The organism is Paenibacillus sp. FSL H3-0286 (genome assembly GCF_045040705.1).
Taxonomy (GTDB): domain Bacteria; phylum Bacillota; class Bacilli; order Paenibacillales; family Paenibacillaceae; genus Paenibacillus_AQ; species Paenibacillus_AQ odorifer.
This window is the reverse complement of the sequence record NZ_CP150285.1, coordinates 586,516-603,072: the sequence shown is the minus strand read 5'-3', so window position 1 is coordinate 603,072 and position 16,557 is coordinate 586,516. Positions and strand designations below refer to the sequence as shown.

The window sequence follows — 16,557 nt, the reverse complement described above, 5'->3', positions numbered from 1 at the left end:
AGCAGAGGTCCTCCTCTTGCTGCGGTTTTTGCGTTACCTGAGCTTATTAGGTGATAGCACGCTGGATGGGGTGAATGTTTTGAAGCACTATTATTTAGGGATACATCAAGGGCTGCTTGAGCCGATAAGTCTAAATTACGTTTGTTTCGGGGCCTTGTGGTTCGAAGAACATAATCACAGGTACATTGTAGGCTATGCATTTGGCCAGAACCAGATCCAAGCCCTTCGCCAGTTCAGCACACCTTCTTCTTGTAAAGACTGTTTAGACTCTAAGATTGTATATGAGATATATAAAAAAATTCGAGAACAACAGCAGCAGCAGGATTGGTCATCACACCAAAAACTCCCGTGGTTTACAGCCTTCAAGGAGCCTTGGAAAGATGTAAGCGCCGGTTGGTATGTCTTGAGATCCCGCAGCACCTTTCCCTTACATCTATCTGTTATACGGAAAGAGAAGTTCCGACTATGGCTAGAGCATACCGCAGTCTGTGAGAATAAAATGGAAATGCTCGCTTGTGTAGAAAAGGCTAGTGTCACTCATCATGTAGACTTAAAGCTTTTGGAAATCTAAGGAGGAACCCTACTATGGACCAGCGCAGACTATCCCGCATTGAAGTATTTGTATTGGATGAACCCGAGCCTATCCACTATGGAATGGAAGGGGCTGAAGGCTGCCGTTATGGTATTCTAAAACTCACCTGTAAGGGAGGTTGCAGCTGGGGGGCTTGTCTGATCTCTGCCAACACCAAAAATTTCGATCTCATTAAATGGAGTTCTTTTTTACGGGCTATCTGTCATTGCCGTCTTGAGGAAGCGCTGGATAAGGTCCGCCGCGAAGGTTCAGATTGGGAGCAGGTTAAGCTTGAGCTAGTTCAGGGTGCTTTGCAGGATTTAAAGGCCAAGCTCCAGGGTAAATCCTTGGCAGGGCATATTCAGCAAGGGCGTCTGTACAGTGTTGCAGCAGGGGGGAGCAATTCCAGAAGTGAACGGCTCTACTACAAACCTTCCAAAGCTTTATCCAGTACCTCCCAGCAGAAACACAGTTGCCCGGAACCAGACACCGCTGATCTCATCAATAAATCAATCTCTTACTTTTCTATATTATAGATTCAAGCAAATCTCTCATTCTGAAAGGATCGTGTTTCACCATGCCTGACCCCTTACCTCCCGAGTCCACCTACAGTACTAAATTTGCAGAGTGTGTCCAAAAGTATACTAATGAAGTCTACGTACTTAGTTCCATGTTGTTAGAACAATCTAATGAGGCGGACAAGGTTACTATACGCACCTTCACAGAGCTTCATAAAATATATCGTCAGGATGAATTCGATCCTCAGTTATTCTCTATCCACGCTTACCGCACTTGTATTCGCCAGTGTGCTGATTCTTTTGCCCGGCGCTCGCTTCTATCGGCTAAGGCATTACCTTGGGAGGAACAGCTTGTGAAGGTATTGTGGTACGGCTTAAAGCTGCCTCTTTCTCAAATAAGCATTATTCTGCAAAAAAGTGTTCCTGCATTGAAAGCACAGCTTAGAGCTGTACGGGAGCAGATGACCGCCCAAGCGGATGTACTAACGAGCGCAAATCTTTCTATAATTTAGTCTCTGACTAGAATTCAAACGATCTTTGAGCGCATGAAGCATCTAACGGACTCAGGAGCCTTTAATTGAAGCTTTTCCACAAATATGGCCGGCGTTCGGACTCCAGTAAAAATCTCGAGCGATGAGCGTCTTGGATCGTCTTAAAGCAAGCCCTAATCATCTTCCACCAAGACAAGGCTTACGGACCCAGATGACGTTACTTGCACGTTTATCGCCTTTTGAGCATAGTATCGGACTCCAGTGCAACTATTTGGTTAAAAGAGCTACTAATTCACCATTTTTCATGCCAATAGCGACTATAGTGTCCGATATCTTGCTAAATCTCGATGATTGTTGCATTTAAGTGCTGCTGGGTCCGTTAGCTATATCAGCTCGTATACAAAGAGATTGCCAACTCAAAAACGGGGATATCCCAACAACCATAAATGGCTGTTAGGATACCCCCGAAAATTCAGTTCCTACTATTACACTTTACTCTTACGCGCCTTACCGTACATCCACAATCCTGCCAACATCCCCACTATAGCAACACCAGTCAATACGCCTTGAACGAAATCCATAAAAGTGGAGCCATCCGGAAGCATTCTACTAACCGTAGCCAGCGATACAGAACTCATTAAAAGCATAATGTTATATTGTTCGCTTGTAGACATCATTAGCACTCCTTAAAAGTTATATGAGGTCTTCTTAGATCTTGTAAGCTTTCATTGCTTTTCTGATTTCTTTAATACTTGGGCGTTTGCCGTACATCAGTACGCCGGTACGATAGATCTTGGCTGCCAGCCATCCGAAGATGAAGGTAGTCACAAGCAGGATCAGCAGCGATACAATGACTTGCCAGATCGCCACCTCGCCGACACCAATTCGGAGCAGCATCGTTAATGGTGAGGTGAAAGGCACATAACTCGCTATCTTAACCACTAGAGTATCTGCATTGGAGATACTGAACAGTGGAACATAGAACGCTACGAAGCCTAACATCATGATTGGCATTACCGCCTGACCGAGATCCTCCGTACGGCTGACAATCGAACCTACAGCCGCATACATCAAGGCATAGAGGAAGTAACCTAATACGTACAAGACAAATCCATAGAGCAGCAAGTTAATATTGAGCTGGCCTAAATCGAGATCAAAATCAGCCAATACAGTCGCATTATGCGGGAGCGTCAAATTGACGACGATCGCTGCGACAAAGATCCCAATTTGCAATATTCCTACTAGGAAAACACCGATAACTTTACCGAACATTTGCGCTAAAGGTGAGGCACTTGTAATCAGAATCTCCATAATCCGCGAGCTTTTCTCAGAAGTTATCTCAGCGGCAATCATGTTGCCTGTCATCATAATGGACATAAAGAACAACATAAGCATGGCATATACGATAATGTAGTTAATGGCCGGAGTGTCCTCCTGAGAGCTTTCACTGCCACCGCCTGCGTTAAGCTGTTGTGTAGTAATCTGCACTGGTGTTGACATTGCAGCAATCTGTTCAGAGGTCAGCTTGTCACCAACGATATATTGTGTGTTTGCTTGCTGAAGTGCATTTTGAAGATAAACTTGCACATCTCCGTTTAGTTCTCCATCATTACTATGATAAGTAACGGGTGGAAGCCCTTCACCAATAGGTTCCGCAAAAGTAACATAACCTTCTACTGTCTCTTCATCTAATGCTTTCTTTAACTCGGCATCATCCGCAGAAGCATATTGTACTATCTTAGCCTGTGGCATGCCTTCTGGCGCAGTATAAGCCTTCAACAATTCTGCAACCTGATTTCCCTCTTCAGCAATCACAGCAATTTGAGTAACTTCACTTTTGGCCGAATCACCCTTAAACTGATCGATGATATAGGGAAGATTCATCCCTATGCTGAGCAATAATACTAGAATCAAAGTAGTAATCATAAATGATTTCGTTCTAACTTTATTTTTAAAGGTAAAGCCGATAATTGTCCCCATCTTATTCATTAGATTCACCCACCGCTCTGATAAAGATTTGGTTTAACGTAGGTTCCTTGATTTCAAAATGCTCCACTTCACCCTGTGCTATCGCCTGCTGTAAAATACGCTGTGCTGCACCGATCTCACTGATCGATAACAGATACCCACGCTCCAGCCGTTTCACTGCTGTAACACCTGCGATGGACTCCAAACCTTTTACCTCATTAGCTGTACGCAGCAATACTTCTTCCCGCGGGTAGCCATTCTTGATCGTGCGGATATCCCCTTGAACGACCGTATTGGATCGATCGAGAATCGTAATGTTACGGCATAGCTCTTCCACATGCTCCATCCGGTGCGTAGAGAAGAGGATACTTGTTCCCGAATCACGTAATTCTTTGACCGTATCTTTCAGCAGCTCCACGTTTACTGGATCCAGCCCGCTGAAAGCTTCATCTAGAATCAGAATCTGCGGCTTATGAACGACAGCGGCGATAAAGCCCATTTTTTGCTGATTTCCTTTGGAGAGCTCTTCTATTTTTTTATTGTAATAATCCGGAACCTCGAATCGATCCAGCCAATAGCGCAAGCTCTTATCTGCATCACTAGCTGACATCCCACGCAGGCGGGCCAAGTAAACGATTTGATCACTGATCTTCACCTTAGGATATAGTCCACGTTCTTCGGGCAGATAACCCATAAGTTGCTGCAGTTCACTGTTGAAAGGTTTCCCGTTATACAAAATCTTGCCCTCATCAGGGTAGATTAGGCCGAGTACCATACGCATCGTGGTTGTTTTCCCCGCGCCGTTCGCCCCCAGTAATCCGTAAATTTCCCCTTTACCTACGGTTAGGTTAATTCCGTTTACTGCGGTTTTTTCTCCATATTGCTTAACTACACTTTCCAGCTTTAAGGCTTCCATTTCTCTAGTCCCCTCTCTTGTGGTCAATTAGAATAGGACGATGACCCTGTGTCCATAAACTTAATATTTCGTCCAGCTCCAAACTGCGCCTCTTGATAACCTTTACGCCCAAGTCATGAATGCGTTTCTCGTTTTCAGAAAATTGTTCTATGATAAAAGAAGCTACACCCGGTGTATCCATGGTGAAGTACAAGCCTCCTGGCAACTCAGCCGATAACTCCGCAAGCTCCTCTTCATCCGCAGCATTCACCCAAACCTCGGTCCAAGCACCGAACAGACTGTCTTTTTCAGCCATGCCCAGCAGTTCACCCCGATGCATAAGGACGATATAATCTGCCAGCCGTCGCACCTCATCCACAATGTGTGTGGAGATGATAATCGTTGCGTTGTGCTCATCCATATATTTACGAAGTGTCTCGATCATAATCTTCCAGGCAAAAGGATCAAGACCCGATGAAGGTTCATCCAATAGCAGCAGACTTGGCCGTGCCGCAAGTGCTGCAGCAATTTCGAATTTCCGGCGCTCCCCTTTAGACATCTTCGAAAGTCTCGTATGATACGGAACCTCAAAGCGATCCATCAGCTCGTGAAAATACTGATCGTCCCAATTTGGATACCAATACTTCCGAAATCGCGCTGCCTCCTCTGCATTCCAGTGGTTCTCCTCAGTAATTGACGTTTCAGGAACATAGGCAATGGTCTGGCGAAGCTCCAGAGACAACCCGCTATCATACCTGTTCTCGAACCAATAAATCTCGCCTTCCTCTGGATTAGTCAGCTGCATCAGCAGATTCAGCAGCGTGCTTTTGCCGGATCCATTCTGACCTACCAAAGCTGTAATATATCCTTTAGGCAGATTCAGGGTCAGTGGCCCTATCGTCTTGTTTCGCCGCCGTTTAAGTACATTCCGCAATTCTATAGCCATCTGTACCATATGAGTAAGCGCCCCCTCTCAATCCTTTTCTCTATACTTGCGTTCTACAATCTCCATAAAAATCTGTTCAAGTTCATCCTTGCTGCAATGTACCGATCGGGCGATATCCACTGCACTTTCAAGTGCTTTGCCAACCGTTTCACGTTTATATTCTTCCATGGCTCCGTCACCTACATGGGATACAAAGGTACCCGTTCCTTGTCGCGTTCGCAGCAAACCTTCGTTCTCCAGATCCTGATATACCCGCCGCACGGTAATTACACTGCATTTCAGATCTCCTGCGAACTCACGAATCGAGGGCAGCAGCGTACCTTCTGTAATGACTCCGCTAATGATTAATGATCTAAGCTGAGTCTCTATTTGATGATAGAGGGGCTCTGCACTATTTTCGTTGATTTGTACCGGTATCCACATTATTTACACCTCGCCTTCCACTCTAGCGTGCTAGAGCGCAGTCCTTGCCATTTCCGATTTTTTATATGAGATTGCGACTTTTCAGCCGATGTATAGTCCATTTAGAGAATAACTGCACAGATATTGTTCCCAGCAGAAGTGACCCCCACATGATCGGAGATAACAGCCCCCACTCCTTAGAATAGGAGATACTGTATAAGAACAAACTGCCTCCGCCCAGTGTAACTAGGAACGATGTTGCCCACGATAAAACTACGATAAGCAATGTTAGCCATAGATAAGCTTTGCCGCTAAAAAGATATTCAATAAAAATATATAGACCTGAGACCATGAATCCGAAGCCGAGCCAAGTAATCGCAAAAGCTATATACGATGGAACCGCCAGCTCTGCCCGAAAATTCTCTCCTAACAAGTAAATAATACCGAAGAATAACGTGCCATTTAGAGTAAAGGAGATCACACCCTGAAGTTTTCTCCGCAATAATATTACTGAAGCTGGAATCGGTAAAGTTCGTAAGTAAACCAACATTTTTGTGTATGAGTCTTCACTCCAATATTTCATGGAACGGCGAGAGAATGTTAATCCCAATAAGGGGATAAAGGAAAGAAATAAGAAATCCGCTAGCATCGTCCGATCCTGCTCACCTAGTACATCATTTGCTATCAGGCTAGTCAGTCCACCAAGATAACTCATAAAAACAACTGTTATCACGAGGGTCCCTAATATTTTTAATTTGTCTCCGCGAAAATCAGAGCGCAACATAAACCATGAATCTTTTAATGTTCTCATTAATGCTAACCTCGCTTTACAATGTCTTCAGCGTCTAGCAGAAGCAGGTGTTCATATCCCTGTGCTTACTGTATATATCTATATACACAGTATATGACCTTGGTTTTTCATTGTCAATCCTGTAACTGGAAATTATTCTAAAGAAATAGGAGGTTTGGGCAACCTCATACTTCAAGCTTATGAAGACACTCTCAGACGTTAGGTAACGCTTATTAATTGAGATTAACTACAATGAGGGGGAATTGAGGGGGAATTGAGGCAGAATGCTACGGGGCGAATGTAACTGGGATAATTGAGTTTATTAGATAATTCATTCTGGAAATGAAGTAGTAGGAGCTCACTCTCTGCTTCTATGCAACGTGTTGGTGTGATGTGTGTTGAGGGAGGCGGGTATGGCGGATGGTGCGGTATCGGGGGCGGGGTGCTGATTCGGCTGCTGACTGGTTCAGGTTTCGGGTGTGGGATACCGTTTCGGCTGCTAGTGCAGTTTCAGGTATGGGATATGGGCGACTGCCGGGCGGATTAACATTAGGGAAAAACTCCCTAAAATCTGCCCAACCGAGCTTAGATTATTAGTTTTTAGGGAAATCCTCCCCAAAAATTCAGCTATTACTCCGTTATTGAGCTAAATCCATTCACTTTTAGGGAGTATTTCCCTAATTATGGCCTTTTTGAGCTATTTCCGTTCATTTTCAGGGAGGTTTTCCCCAATTACATCTTTTTCGTGCTAACTTCGTTCAATTTCAGGACAGATCCCGAAGCTCTACAAACCAAAATAAGCCCATCACCCGCAATCCCTACTCAGGAACATGCAGATATATAGGCTTATTTCATAACTATTTACGGTTCTGCTACTTTAGTGCTGTTCATTCGCTCAACGCACTAAACTCTGTGCTCTATTCAAGCACTTATTTTACGCACCCAAAATAACTTCCCACACCGGCTTGGTGTGTCCACCTGGATACAAAACATACAACAGCACGTACACCATAACGCCTGTAATCGCTGTGATAAACCAGATTATAGATGTCACTCTGCCCCACTTACGGTGCTTGGAATACTTCGCCTTGAAACCAAGTGTTAACGTAGTAAGTCCGAATACCGCAGCTACGGTTGCCAGAACGATATGGAAGATCAAAAACACTTGATAAATTGTCTTCAGTTCATCCGGTCCACCCCATGAGGTATTTCCCACAAACAACGTTCTCGATACGTAAACAATAAAAAACAGCAGCGCAGCGATAGCGGCAGCAATCATCGTTTTCTTATGCGCCTCGCGTTTGCCCTTGATAATGAGCCACCAACCTATAGCCACCAGCACCGCGCTGATCACGATGAATGACGTACTAATAGTCGGAAACACTGTGAAAATATCCATGATTCTCCCCCTCGGCAGTCTACCAGTTATGCACGGTTCAAGTTGCTCTCCTGAAGTGTTGAGGATGGCGTCGACAATTCATCGTCGTCTTGTCCGTTCTCTTTTTTATACCAATGATAGAACACATAAGCAAGCATAGAGGCAAAAATAAATTCCTGAATGAACTTCATCGCGATGCCTCCCACCTGTTGATCCACCTTCGGCGACATCACTTCAAAGAATGCAGGACCTCCAAAATTCTGAAGTAAAACAGAGGGGTCTCCCGAGATACAATAGCCCATAGCACGCGCCCAAGTCTCTGGATCACTGTAAGTGGCGTAGAGCGGATGATCGGCAAATATAATCAGCCCGCAAGCCGGCGTCAGCAATACCATGTTAAGAAAAATAAATCCAATCTTCCCAAGCCCACTCGCCATACGATGTTCCGGCAGCGGATTAATCAGTGTCCACCACATTAAAGCAGAGGTCAGGAACAAAACAATGTAATAAATACGATGAACAGTAAAATGCAGCATCACATAATCATGAATAACAGGAATATGGTACAAGGAAAAAAGTCCGTTAAACAATAGAGCAGCTACTACCGGATGAGCTAAAAAAGATAACCGCCGAAGCGGATTCACCTTTAGTATCCTGCGCCAGATAAAATCTGGAATTCCAAGCATAATCAGCGGCACCGCTACCAGATAAGACAAGGCCATACTGACCATGTGGAAGGAAAACATCATATGCCCTAAAAGGCTAATGGGTCCTCCTTGTGCCAGATAAAGGGCAAGCATCCCGCAGACAAATAACGCTCTACGCCAAAATGGCACCGGTAATGAATCGGCATAACGCCCAGCAATCGGACCAATCCACACAAAATAACCTGCTGTCAGCAGCAGCATTACCGCTAGAAAAAGCGGACTCCATAGTTCAGCAAAACTAAAGTATTCTAATCCCAGCATAATCCCAACCTCCTAGCGCAGGAATTCATATATCTAAACATCAAAAAGAGGGGGCATCGCAGCCCACCTCTTTCATTATCGTCCGTTAATTCCACCAAACCCAATACAGCGACATAACAATACAGGTCCCAGCGATAAAGAAGCCGCCCAGCATGAAGAGAATCGGCAGAAGATGCCCTTTATCTTTTAGATGCATCCAGAAGCCCATCTGTACAATGACCTGAAGAACAGCCATTACCAGCAGCAAAATAATCGCAAAGGTTGCATTTACGCCCCCAGCCGCAACAGCAGCGAAAGCAATCAATGTTAAGACAATGGAGAAAATAAAGACAACAATATGTTTCTGTGGTCCTTCATGCCGATGACGTTGCTTATACCCGCCGCTATCTGGCATATGCTGATCCGTCGTCATAGTGCCTAGCCCACCTTTCCGAGTAGGTATACAACCGTAAAGATGAAGACCCATACTACATCGATAAAATGCCAGTACATGGCTGACACATACACTTTTGGTGCAGTAACAACCGTTAACCCCTTGCGGGCGAGCTGCCCGATCAAGATGGAGATCCAAGCGATCCCGAAGGCTACGTGCGCACCATGAAATCCTACCAGTGTGTAGAATGCCGAGCTGAATGCACTTGTGGTCATTCCGAATTCTTCGTGTCTTACATATTGAGTAAACTCATAGATCTCCAAAACCAGGAAACCTAAACCTAAACCTACAGTAACTAAAAGCCAATTCCGTAGCAGTGCCGGCCGATTTCTGTGCATTGCTTGAATAGCGAATACACTCGTCAGACTGCTTACCAGCAGGATGAATGTTGCAGCGGCTACAAGCGGCAGGTGAAACAGTTCATTCGCCGAAGGCCCCTCATTCGTCTGATTACGCAGTGCGAGGAAAGTAGCGAACAACGTGCCGAACAATACCGCTTCGCCGCCTAGAAACAACCAAAAGGCAAGAACCTTGTTGCGTCCTTCGAGCGTAGCTTTTTCCGGCTCGTGCGGAAAGGTATCCTTAGAAGCTTCTGCATGTGCCGTTGTCATGTCCGCTCACTTCCTTCCAGCTCTTCAGGTTCAATATGCCATCCGTGATCATCATACAGCGAACGCATCAGCATGGATCCAAATGTAATAATAAGACCGATGGCTGTAACGATATAATTATTAAACAGGAAGCTCATAAAAGCATTGCCGAATTCATCACGGCTAAACATAAAGCCAAGCCCAGCGATAAAAATTCCGATAGACATCGTAAACGGTAAAATCGTTGCTGACGGCATATGAATTGAGCCCACCGGCTCTGCTGGTGTCATGCCTTTATTCCCTGCTACTTTTTCTTTCCAGAAGGCATCAATCCCCCGAATAAGAGGTGTTTGCTTGAAGTTATATTCTGGCGGCGGTGAAGGAATGGTCCATTCCAATGTACGTCCATCCTCCCACGGATCATTGCCTGCATCCGCTGGTTTTCTGGAAGTCAGGAAGATGTTCACCAAGAAAATAATCATACCAACACCCATAAGACCTGCACCAATGGTACTGACTAGATTTAGCAAATCAAATTGCTGATTTGGTAAATAAGTGAACACGCGGCGCTGCATCCCCATAAGCCCAAGGAAATGCTGTACAAAGAAGGTCAGATGGAATCCGATGATAAACGTCCAGAAAGTCCACTTGCCCAGCGTCTCACTCAGCATCCTTCCGAACATTTTGGGCCACCAGTAGTGCAGACCTGCGAACAGGCCAAGCACCAAGCCACCTACAATAACATAGTGGAAATGCGCTACAACAAAATACGTATCATGGAACTGAAAGTCAGCAGGTGCGGACGCCAGCATCACTCCAGTTACTCCCCCCATAGTAAATGTAGGAATAAATCCTACAGCGAACAGGTTAGGGGTTGTGAAACGTACTTGCCCGCCCCACATCGTGAACAACCAGTTAAAAATTTTAATCCCGGTCGGAACCGCAATTAACATCGTTGATACGGAAAACAACGCGTTAGCTACAGGTCCAAGTCCAGTTGTGAACATGTGGTGAGCCCAAACCATAAAACCTAAGAAGGCGATCAAGATAGTTGCAAACACCATGGAGCTATATCCGAACAGTCTTTTACGCGAAAAGGTTGGGATGACCTCGGAAATAATCCCGAAGGCAGGCAGAATGAGAATATACACTTCCGGGTGACCAAATATCCAGAAGATATGCTGCCATAGCACTGGACTTCCTCCGGCTCCAACTTCGAAGAAATTGGCTCCTAGAATCCGGTCGAATGTCAGCAGTACTAAACCTACTGTTATTGCTGGAAAAGCAAACAAAATAATGGCGGAAGTAATAAATGTGGTCCAGGCGAACATCGGCATCCGCATATAGGTCATTCCCGGCGCACGCATCGTAATGATCGTGGCTAGAAAGTTAATCCCCCCGATGAGGGTCCCTAATCCGGCAATTTGCAAGCCGATCGTATAGAAGTCTACACCGTGTGTAGTGCTGTATGTACTCGTAGATAGTGGGGTGTAGGCGGTCCACCCGGCATCAGGAGCACCACCCATAACCCAGCTAAGATTCAGTAGAATCCCGCCGAACAGGAAGGTCCAGAAACCAAGTGCATTTAGAAAAGGAAAGGCTACGTCACGTGCACCGATCTGTAGCGGAATGACGGCATTCATGAGTGCGAAGATGACTGGCATGACGCCGAGGAAGATCATCGTCGTACCATGCATAGTTATGAGTTCATTAAACGTTTGTGCATCCAAAAAGTTATTCATCGGCTTGATGAGCTGCCAACGAATCAGAAGCGCTTCAATTCCCCCGATGCCAAAAAATAATCCTCCGGCCCATAGGTACAAAATCGCGATTTTTTTGTGATCGACGGTTGTTAGCCAATCCATAAGTCCTGTATGGCGCTTCACACTGTGGCCGTGCCCCAGAGGCTTGGATGAATTCAAGGTATGCGCAGCTTGAGCCAAAGTTCGTCCCCCCTTTTCGAAAGTTCCGCCCGCCTTTAGGCTAAGGCATTAGTCCAGCTTATAGTTGGCCAGATACTCTGCAATGCCATCAATCTCAGCATCACTCAGGCCCAGATCTTTGGGGTTAGGCATCAGATTGCCTGGTTTTACGGATTGCGGGTCGTGCAGCCAGGTTTTGAGATTCTCTTCAATCGGCGCACCATCTTCCCTCGTGTCGTCGTTGAGCAGAATTCCAGCAATCGATTCCCGAGAACCAATTCCGGTCAAGTTCGGCGCATTATTAATCCCTTGATCGCCTACAGCGTGGCAAGTCAGACATGCCGCTTTGAACTTCTCAGCTAAAGCAGGATCCTCTGGCAGCACAGCTACAGGTGCTTTCATCGAATCAATCCACTTTTGAAACTCTTGTTCACTAACTGATTTCACCTTAAATTCCATCAATCCATGAGAAGGTCCACATAGCTCCGCACATTTCCCACGGTAAACGCCTTCATTAGGCGCACTAAAGCTAAAGCGGTTAATCGTTCCAGCTGGGTTGGTATCGATTTTACCGGAAAGAGAAGGGACCCAGAAGGAGTGCAGCACATCTTTAGTTTCCAGTTCAAAGGCGATATCTTTGCCCACCGGAATAATCAAGTCCTGCGCTGTAGTTACCTTATAGTCGGTATACTCAAACTCCCACCAGTATTGGTGGCCGGTTACTTTAACCTTGATCGCATTCTTGTCATTGGAATGATCATCTCCAGCGGCAAACACAGCTTTAACCGTTGGCACGGCCAGTACTACAACAAGGATGAGCGGAATGACTGTCCAGAGAATCTCAAGTTTCATACTGCCCTCAACCTGCTCAGGGATTTCATTCTGACCCGGTCTTCTGCGGAAGCGGATCAGTACATAAGCTGCAATCGTAAAGACAATCAGCAACACCACGATCATAATGCTGATCGACAGCTCCATTAATCCGTAAGATCTGTCTGCTGCAGGTCCCTGTGGTCTGAGTACTGACAAGTCCTCACGACCGCACCCGGCAAGAAAGAGTCCAAACATAGCGGTCATGGGAAGGAGTCGCTTTACAGCCTGCCACGTTTTCATCATTGATCTACCCCGCTTTTCCCGATTTCGTAGATTCCTGTTTTTTTCTGTCAATTATAACAATCACTATTAATATAAGTTTAAGGGAAAGTTTTGTCAATCGTTCACAACTAGTTCACATTGTAATTTTCGACACAATAAACCCTTGTCCCATCTGGATTTTATAGCATTTTATGAAAACGCAAACAAATAAAAAATAATAAAGAAAGCGCATTCAATTTAAAATGTGTCTATTAATTCATTTGACTATTCTATGAGGAAGACTTTTCCTTATTCGAAAATGGACATACAAAAAAAACCGATTCCAGCAACAAAAGTCGCTCGGGCACGGTTTATAAGAATCCTCGTGGATGTTATTACTCAAAATGATGTCTAAAGTTAAGCAAGTGACAAACGTATCTGTTAGCTAGGAGACGGATGAATTCATCCGTACCAACTCGTGTTCCACGACCATGGTCAGTTCTTCTTCATAGCCTCCTGTAATCCGATACTTTCGGACGTACTCCTTTACGAATTTCTTGGGATCTTTGGGCCGGAAAATGCGTGTCATTTCCCGTAGACTTTCCTTGACTTCGTTATGACCTTTACTTGCCATGATCAGTTCCCTCCCAAAACATTGAAAATGAATGCTCCGTTGTAGAGAATGCATGATGAAAAGTACGCCGTAACCTCGAATGCAAGTGAAGTATCCATTACACATACGTGGCTTGCACTATCCGTCAAAACGTGGAATCTAAAGCTAAATCTAGCCTTTGAAACACCGCCTTGCCGGTGAAGCAGGTTCGTCGTGATTTGGGCTGAGAGTAAGGACGCCTGATGAACGATAGCTCCTTGACACTTTTATTACCCGAAGAGCCACTTACTGAATCACTCCTTTCGGGCCTTATCGTTATATTGTATCATATTCCGGATTAACTTCCACCTTTCCTTGTAAAATGTACTATTTGGAAAATATTATTTTTTACAGCTGTCTTCGTAAGTCAGATGTCTCCAAACTGGTTAAAATACAATAACCTATACAGCAAGCGAAATTGTATTTATCAACAAATGAGAAGGAGATCTTTATGGCCCAGCCTGTAATTCCCCTAATGACTACCGCAACGCCAGAAGACACCGATACACGCCGGGAGGGTCTTGAACAAGCCCATCAAGCTATCCTAAAAGAATACCCCAAGATGCATAGCATGCTTATTGTGCGTCATGGAAAACTTATCTTCGAACGTTATTATAACGACCATCATGCTGGAGCATTAAATGATCTCCGTTCTGCCACCAAAAGTTTTGTCAGTGTCCTTACGGGAATCGCTATCGGCCGTGGAGAGATGCCTGATCTCCATATTTCTGTGTCCGAGGTCCTTCGCAAGCATATTCCATACCTTCACTCCCCACATCTCTCAAAGATCACACTCCGTCATCTTCTTACCATGACTTCCGGTTTTAGCTGGATCACAGGGAAGAAACTTGGTGAACCGCTCGTTCGGAACCTCCATCGCAGCCGCCGCTGGGGTTCCTTTGGCCTTAGCTTGAACATTATTCCAGAACAAATCGGCCAGTTCCAATATCGAAGCATCGACTCACATCTAATCTCGATAATGATTAGTGAATCTACAGGTCTTGATGCATTTTCCTATGCAGCACAGCATTTATTCACTCCACTCCGAATGGCTAATACCGCTTGGTTACCTAGCCCCGAAGGACATAGCATGGGTCATATCGGTTTGCACCTAACGTCTCGGGATATGGCTAAATTCGGAATCTGCCTGCTGAATAATGGAGTGTTTGCAGAGCAGCAAATCATCCCAGAACATTGGTTGCAGGATGCACTTACCGCTCAAGCTAAGGGATATCCAGCGTTTGGTGATTACGGATATCAGTTTTGGATCGGTACGATGAGCGGGCAGCCCTACAAGCTCGCCCACGGGCATGGCGGGCAGCAGATTCTGCTCTTTCCCAATCTGGATGCTGTAGTGGTCTTTACAGCAGAGAGCAAGACAAACAACTGGAAGAACCCTCGCAGGCTGCTTGAAAAGTATGTTCTCCCTTCAATGAGCTAAACATACTTTTTCCTGACAAGTCATAGGCTTGTAAGGAAGAAGGATTCGAACAATCAAGCCCCTTCTTCTCCAAGCAGAAGGAGAGTGAGCCCATTGTCCCCTTTTAAATCATCCACCGGATTGCCCGATAATATAGCGGGCGCGTTATGTTACTTTTTCCCTTTTCTCGGCGGCGTCGTCTTTCTCGCATTGGAGAAACGCAGCCGCTTTGTGCTGTTCCATTCGCTGCAATCACTGATTACCTTCGGGGTGCTGATGATCCTCCACGTTCTAACCGGATTGGTCCCATTCCTCGGTCCCTTGATGAGTGCCCTCGTCTCTCTTTGCAGCTTTGGGGTGTGGCTGTTAATGATCTACCATGCCTTAAGTGGCAGGTGGTATAAACTCCCTTGGGCAGGTGATATCGCAGAAAGTCAGATTCGCCATCTGTAATCCCCCAAAAAGCAGCCCCTCTGATCGCTGAAAAGTATTCCCTTTTGCCCATCCACTCCTTACAATGTAGAAAGGGCATCAATGGAATTCTACAGGCTGGAGGAAATCATATGTATCTATTTATCATAAACCCGCGTTCCGGCGGGGGAGCAGGCGGCCGGACCTGGCATACTGTAGAGGCGCTCATGAAGGAGCGTTCGCTGCCTTTCATGTCCTTGTTTACGCACAGCGTAGAGGGTGCAGAAGCCCTTGTTTTAAATACACTAAAGCATCGCGAGGATTGGAAAGCCGTGATTGTAATCGGCGGTGACGGCACGCTCCATAGCATTTTGGGTGCACTTTGCGGCAAAGATATCCCCATGGGCGTGATTCCTGCCGGCTCCGGCAACGACACCGCCCGGGGGTTTGGCATTCCACTTTCCATAGAAGCCGCGCTGGAGGCCGCCCTTAGCGAGCGGTATATCGAAGCAGACCTGCTTTCAGGAGCAAACGGACTGACCGTAACAGCCGTTGCCAATGGCTTTGATGCTCAAGTGGCCGAGAATGTGAATGCCAGCCGATACAAAAGGCTGTGCAATGCCATTGGAGCAGGCCAGCTCGCGTATATCATCGGCATATTGCATACGCTGATGACGTTCAAGCCCTGCCGGGTAAGCGTAGTCTGCGACGGTACGGAGCACGCCTTCGAGAAGGCATGGCTGGTCTCGATCTGCAACCTGCCCAGCTACGGCGGCGGGCTTTTGATCTGCCCGCAGGCAAAGGCCGATGACGGCCAGCTTGACGTCTGCGTCGTGCATGGGTGCAGCCGCGGGCAGTTGCTGCGGTTGTTCCCCACGGTACTGAAGGGCAAGCATGTGGCGTTGCCCTTCGTGTCTATGCTGCGCGGACGTAGCGTAGCTGTGGGCTTTGCCGAGGCCCGGCCTGCGATCGGCGACGGCGAGAGCCTCGGCAAAGGGCCGCTGGCCGTTCGCTGCGAGCCGGGGGCGCTGCGGGTGCTATCGCCGCTGGCGGCGGACAGCGTACAGCTGCCCGTCGACACTGCAGCGGCATGCGGCAGCAACGGGTAACCTGACCCGTGCATACCAT

20 protein-coding genes are annotated in these 16,557 nt (G+C 46.3%); 7 read left to right on the top strand and 13 right to left on the bottom strand.

Features of this window, described 5'->3' with window-relative positions:
• Positions 1 to 16: 16 nt before the first annotated feature.
• The 3 genes from MHB37_RS02660 to MHB37_RS02650 are packed head-to-tail and all read left to right on the top strand — an operon-like array spanning position 17 to position 1,601.
• On the top strand, positions 17 to 571 hold the full coding sequence (locus MHB37_RS02660; RefSeq protein WP_076124474.1) for a hypothetical protein: 555 nt from the start codon (positions 17 to 19) through the stop codon (positions 569 to 571).
• 14 nt (positions 572 to 585) lie between these two features.
• Positions 586 to 1,107 (top strand): hypothetical protein, encoded by a 522-nt coding sequence (locus MHB37_RS02655; RefSeq protein ID WP_076302352.1) that lies wholly within the window; start codon positions 586 to 588, stop codon positions 1,105 to 1,107.
• A 41-nt stretch (positions 1,108 to 1,148) separates the two neighbouring features.
• Positions 1,149 to 1,601, top strand: a complete 453-nt coding sequence (locus tag MHB37_RS02650) for a hypothetical protein (RefSeq protein WP_076302351.1) — start codon at positions 1,149 to 1,151, stop codon at positions 1,599 to 1,601.
• A 464-nt stretch (positions 1,602 to 2,065) separates the two neighbouring features.
• Here the strand turns inward: MHB37_RS02650 and MHB37_RS02645 are convergent, their stop codons facing one another.
• From MHB37_RS02645 to MHB37_RS02620, 6 genes are all read right to left on the bottom strand, one after another.
• The gene (locus MHB37_RS02645) at positions 2,066 to 2,257 is read right to left on the bottom strand and encodes a hypothetical protein (protein WP_339246181.1); all 192 of its coding nucleotides are present in this window, start codon (positions 2,255 to 2,257) and stop codon (positions 2,066 to 2,068) included.
• A gap of 31 nt (positions 2,258 to 2,288) precedes the next feature.
• Positions 2,289 to 3,569: an ABC transporter permease gene (locus tag MHB37_RS02640; RefSeq protein WP_076302349.1), complete on the bottom strand. Its 1,281-nt coding sequence runs from the start codon at positions 3,567 to 3,569 to the stop codon at positions 2,289 to 2,291.
• Positions 3,562 to 4,464 (bottom strand): ABC transporter ATP-binding protein, encoded by a 903-nt coding sequence (locus MHB37_RS02635; RefSeq protein WP_036676693.1) that lies wholly within the window; start codon positions 4,462 to 4,464, stop codon positions 3,562 to 3,564. The genes MHB37_RS02640 and MHB37_RS02635 overlap by 8 nt, the downstream gene beginning before the upstream one ends.
• Before the next feature lie 4 nt (positions 4,465 to 4,468).
• Positions 4,469 to 5,398: an ATP-binding cassette domain-containing protein gene (locus MHB37_RS02630; RefSeq protein ID WP_076302348.1), complete on the bottom strand. Its 930-nt coding sequence runs from the start codon at positions 5,396 to 5,398 to the stop codon at positions 4,469 to 4,471.
• Positions 5,399 to 5,416: 18 nt separating this feature from the next.
• Positions 5,417 to 5,812, bottom strand: coding sequence for a GntR family transcriptional regulator (locus MHB37_RS02625; protein WP_076124482.1), 396 nt, complete (start codon positions 5,810 to 5,812; stop codon positions 5,417 to 5,419).
• Between the two features lie 61 nt (positions 5,813 to 5,873).
• Positions 5,874 to 6,602, bottom strand: a complete 729-nt coding sequence (locus tag MHB37_RS02620; RefSeq protein ID WP_076185183.1) for a hypothetical protein — start codon at positions 6,600 to 6,602, stop codon at positions 5,874 to 5,876.
• A gap of 370 nt (positions 6,603 to 6,972) precedes the next feature.
• Here MHB37_RS02620 and MHB37_RS02615 point away from each other — a divergent pair, with 370 nt between their 5' ends.
• Positions 6,973 to 7,128: a hypothetical protein gene (locus MHB37_RS02615; RefSeq protein WP_339246172.1), complete on the top strand. Its 156-nt coding sequence runs from the start codon at positions 6,973 to 6,975 to the stop codon at positions 7,126 to 7,128.
• A gap of 387 nt (positions 7,129 to 7,515) precedes the next feature.
• Here the strand turns inward: MHB37_RS02615 and MHB37_RS02610 are convergent, their stop codons facing one another.
• From MHB37_RS02610 to MHB37_RS02580, 7 genes are all read right to left on the bottom strand, one after another.
• Positions 7,516 to 7,980 carry a DUF420 domain-containing protein gene (locus MHB37_RS02610; RefSeq protein ID WP_076124485.1) on the bottom strand — a complete coding sequence of 155 codons (465 nt, stop codon included), beginning with the start codon at positions 7,978 to 7,980 and terminating at the stop codon, positions 7,516 to 7,518.
• A gap of 26 nt (positions 7,981 to 8,006) precedes the next feature.
• Positions 8,007 to 8,927: a cytochrome c oxidase assembly factor CtaG gene (gene ctaG, locus MHB37_RS02605; protein WP_076124487.1), complete on the bottom strand. Its 921-nt coding sequence runs from the start codon at positions 8,925 to 8,927 to the stop codon at positions 8,007 to 8,009.
• An 85-nt stretch (positions 8,928 to 9,012) separates the two neighbouring features.
• A complete protein-coding gene (locus MHB37_RS02600) occupies positions 9,013 to 9,339 on the bottom strand; it encodes a cytochrome C oxidase subunit IV family protein (RefSeq protein WP_036682505.1) in 327 nt (108 codons plus the stop codon).
• 5 nt (positions 9,340 to 9,344) lie between these two features.
• A complete protein-coding gene (locus MHB37_RS02595; protein WP_038568531.1) occupies positions 9,345 to 9,971 on the bottom strand; it encodes a cytochrome (ubi)quinol oxidase subunit III in 627 nt (208 codons plus the stop codon).
• Positions 9,968 to 11,815: a cytochrome c oxidase subunit I gene (gene ctaD / locus MHB37_RS02590; RefSeq protein WP_076124740.1), complete on the bottom strand. Its 1,848-nt coding sequence runs from the start codon at positions 11,813 to 11,815 to the stop codon at positions 9,968 to 9,970. The genes MHB37_RS02595 and ctaD overlap by 4 nt, the downstream gene beginning before the upstream one ends.
• A 126-nt stretch (positions 11,816 to 11,941) precedes the next feature.
• Complete coding sequence (gene coxB, locus MHB37_RS02585; protein WP_076124488.1) at positions 11,942 to 12,988, bottom strand: cytochrome c oxidase subunit II; 1,047 nt, start codon at positions 12,986 to 12,988, stop codon at positions 11,942 to 11,944.
• 403 nt (positions 12,989 to 13,391) lie between these two features.
• Positions 13,392 to 13,580 (bottom strand): hypothetical protein, encoded by a 189-nt coding sequence (locus MHB37_RS02580; RefSeq protein ID WP_019913840.1) that lies wholly within the window; start codon positions 13,578 to 13,580, stop codon positions 13,392 to 13,394.
• Positions 13,581 to 14,049: 469 nt separating this feature from the next.
• Between MHB37_RS02580 and MHB37_RS02575 the strand changes: the two genes are divergently transcribed.
• The 3 genes from MHB37_RS02575 (at position 14,050) to MHB37_RS02565 (ending at position 16,538) form a co-directional block, all read left to right on the top strand.
• On the top strand, positions 14,050 to 15,039 hold the full coding sequence (locus tag MHB37_RS02575; RefSeq protein ID WP_076276043.1) for a serine hydrolase: 990 nt from the start codon (positions 14,050 to 14,052) through the stop codon (positions 15,037 to 15,039).
• 93 nt (positions 15,040 to 15,132) lie between these two features.
• Positions 15,133 to 15,471, top strand: a complete 339-nt coding sequence (locus MHB37_RS02570; RefSeq protein WP_036682511.1) for a DUF4870 domain-containing protein — start codon at positions 15,133 to 15,135, stop codon at positions 15,469 to 15,471.
• A gap of 110 nt (positions 15,472 to 15,581) precedes the next feature.
• The gene (locus tag MHB37_RS02565) at positions 15,582 to 16,538 is read left to right on the top strand and encodes a diacylglycerol kinase family protein (RefSeq protein ID WP_052096739.1); all 957 of its coding nucleotides are present in this window, start codon (positions 15,582 to 15,584) and stop codon (positions 16,536 to 16,538) included.
• The last annotated feature ends 19 nt before the right edge of the window (positions 16,539 to 16,557 follow it).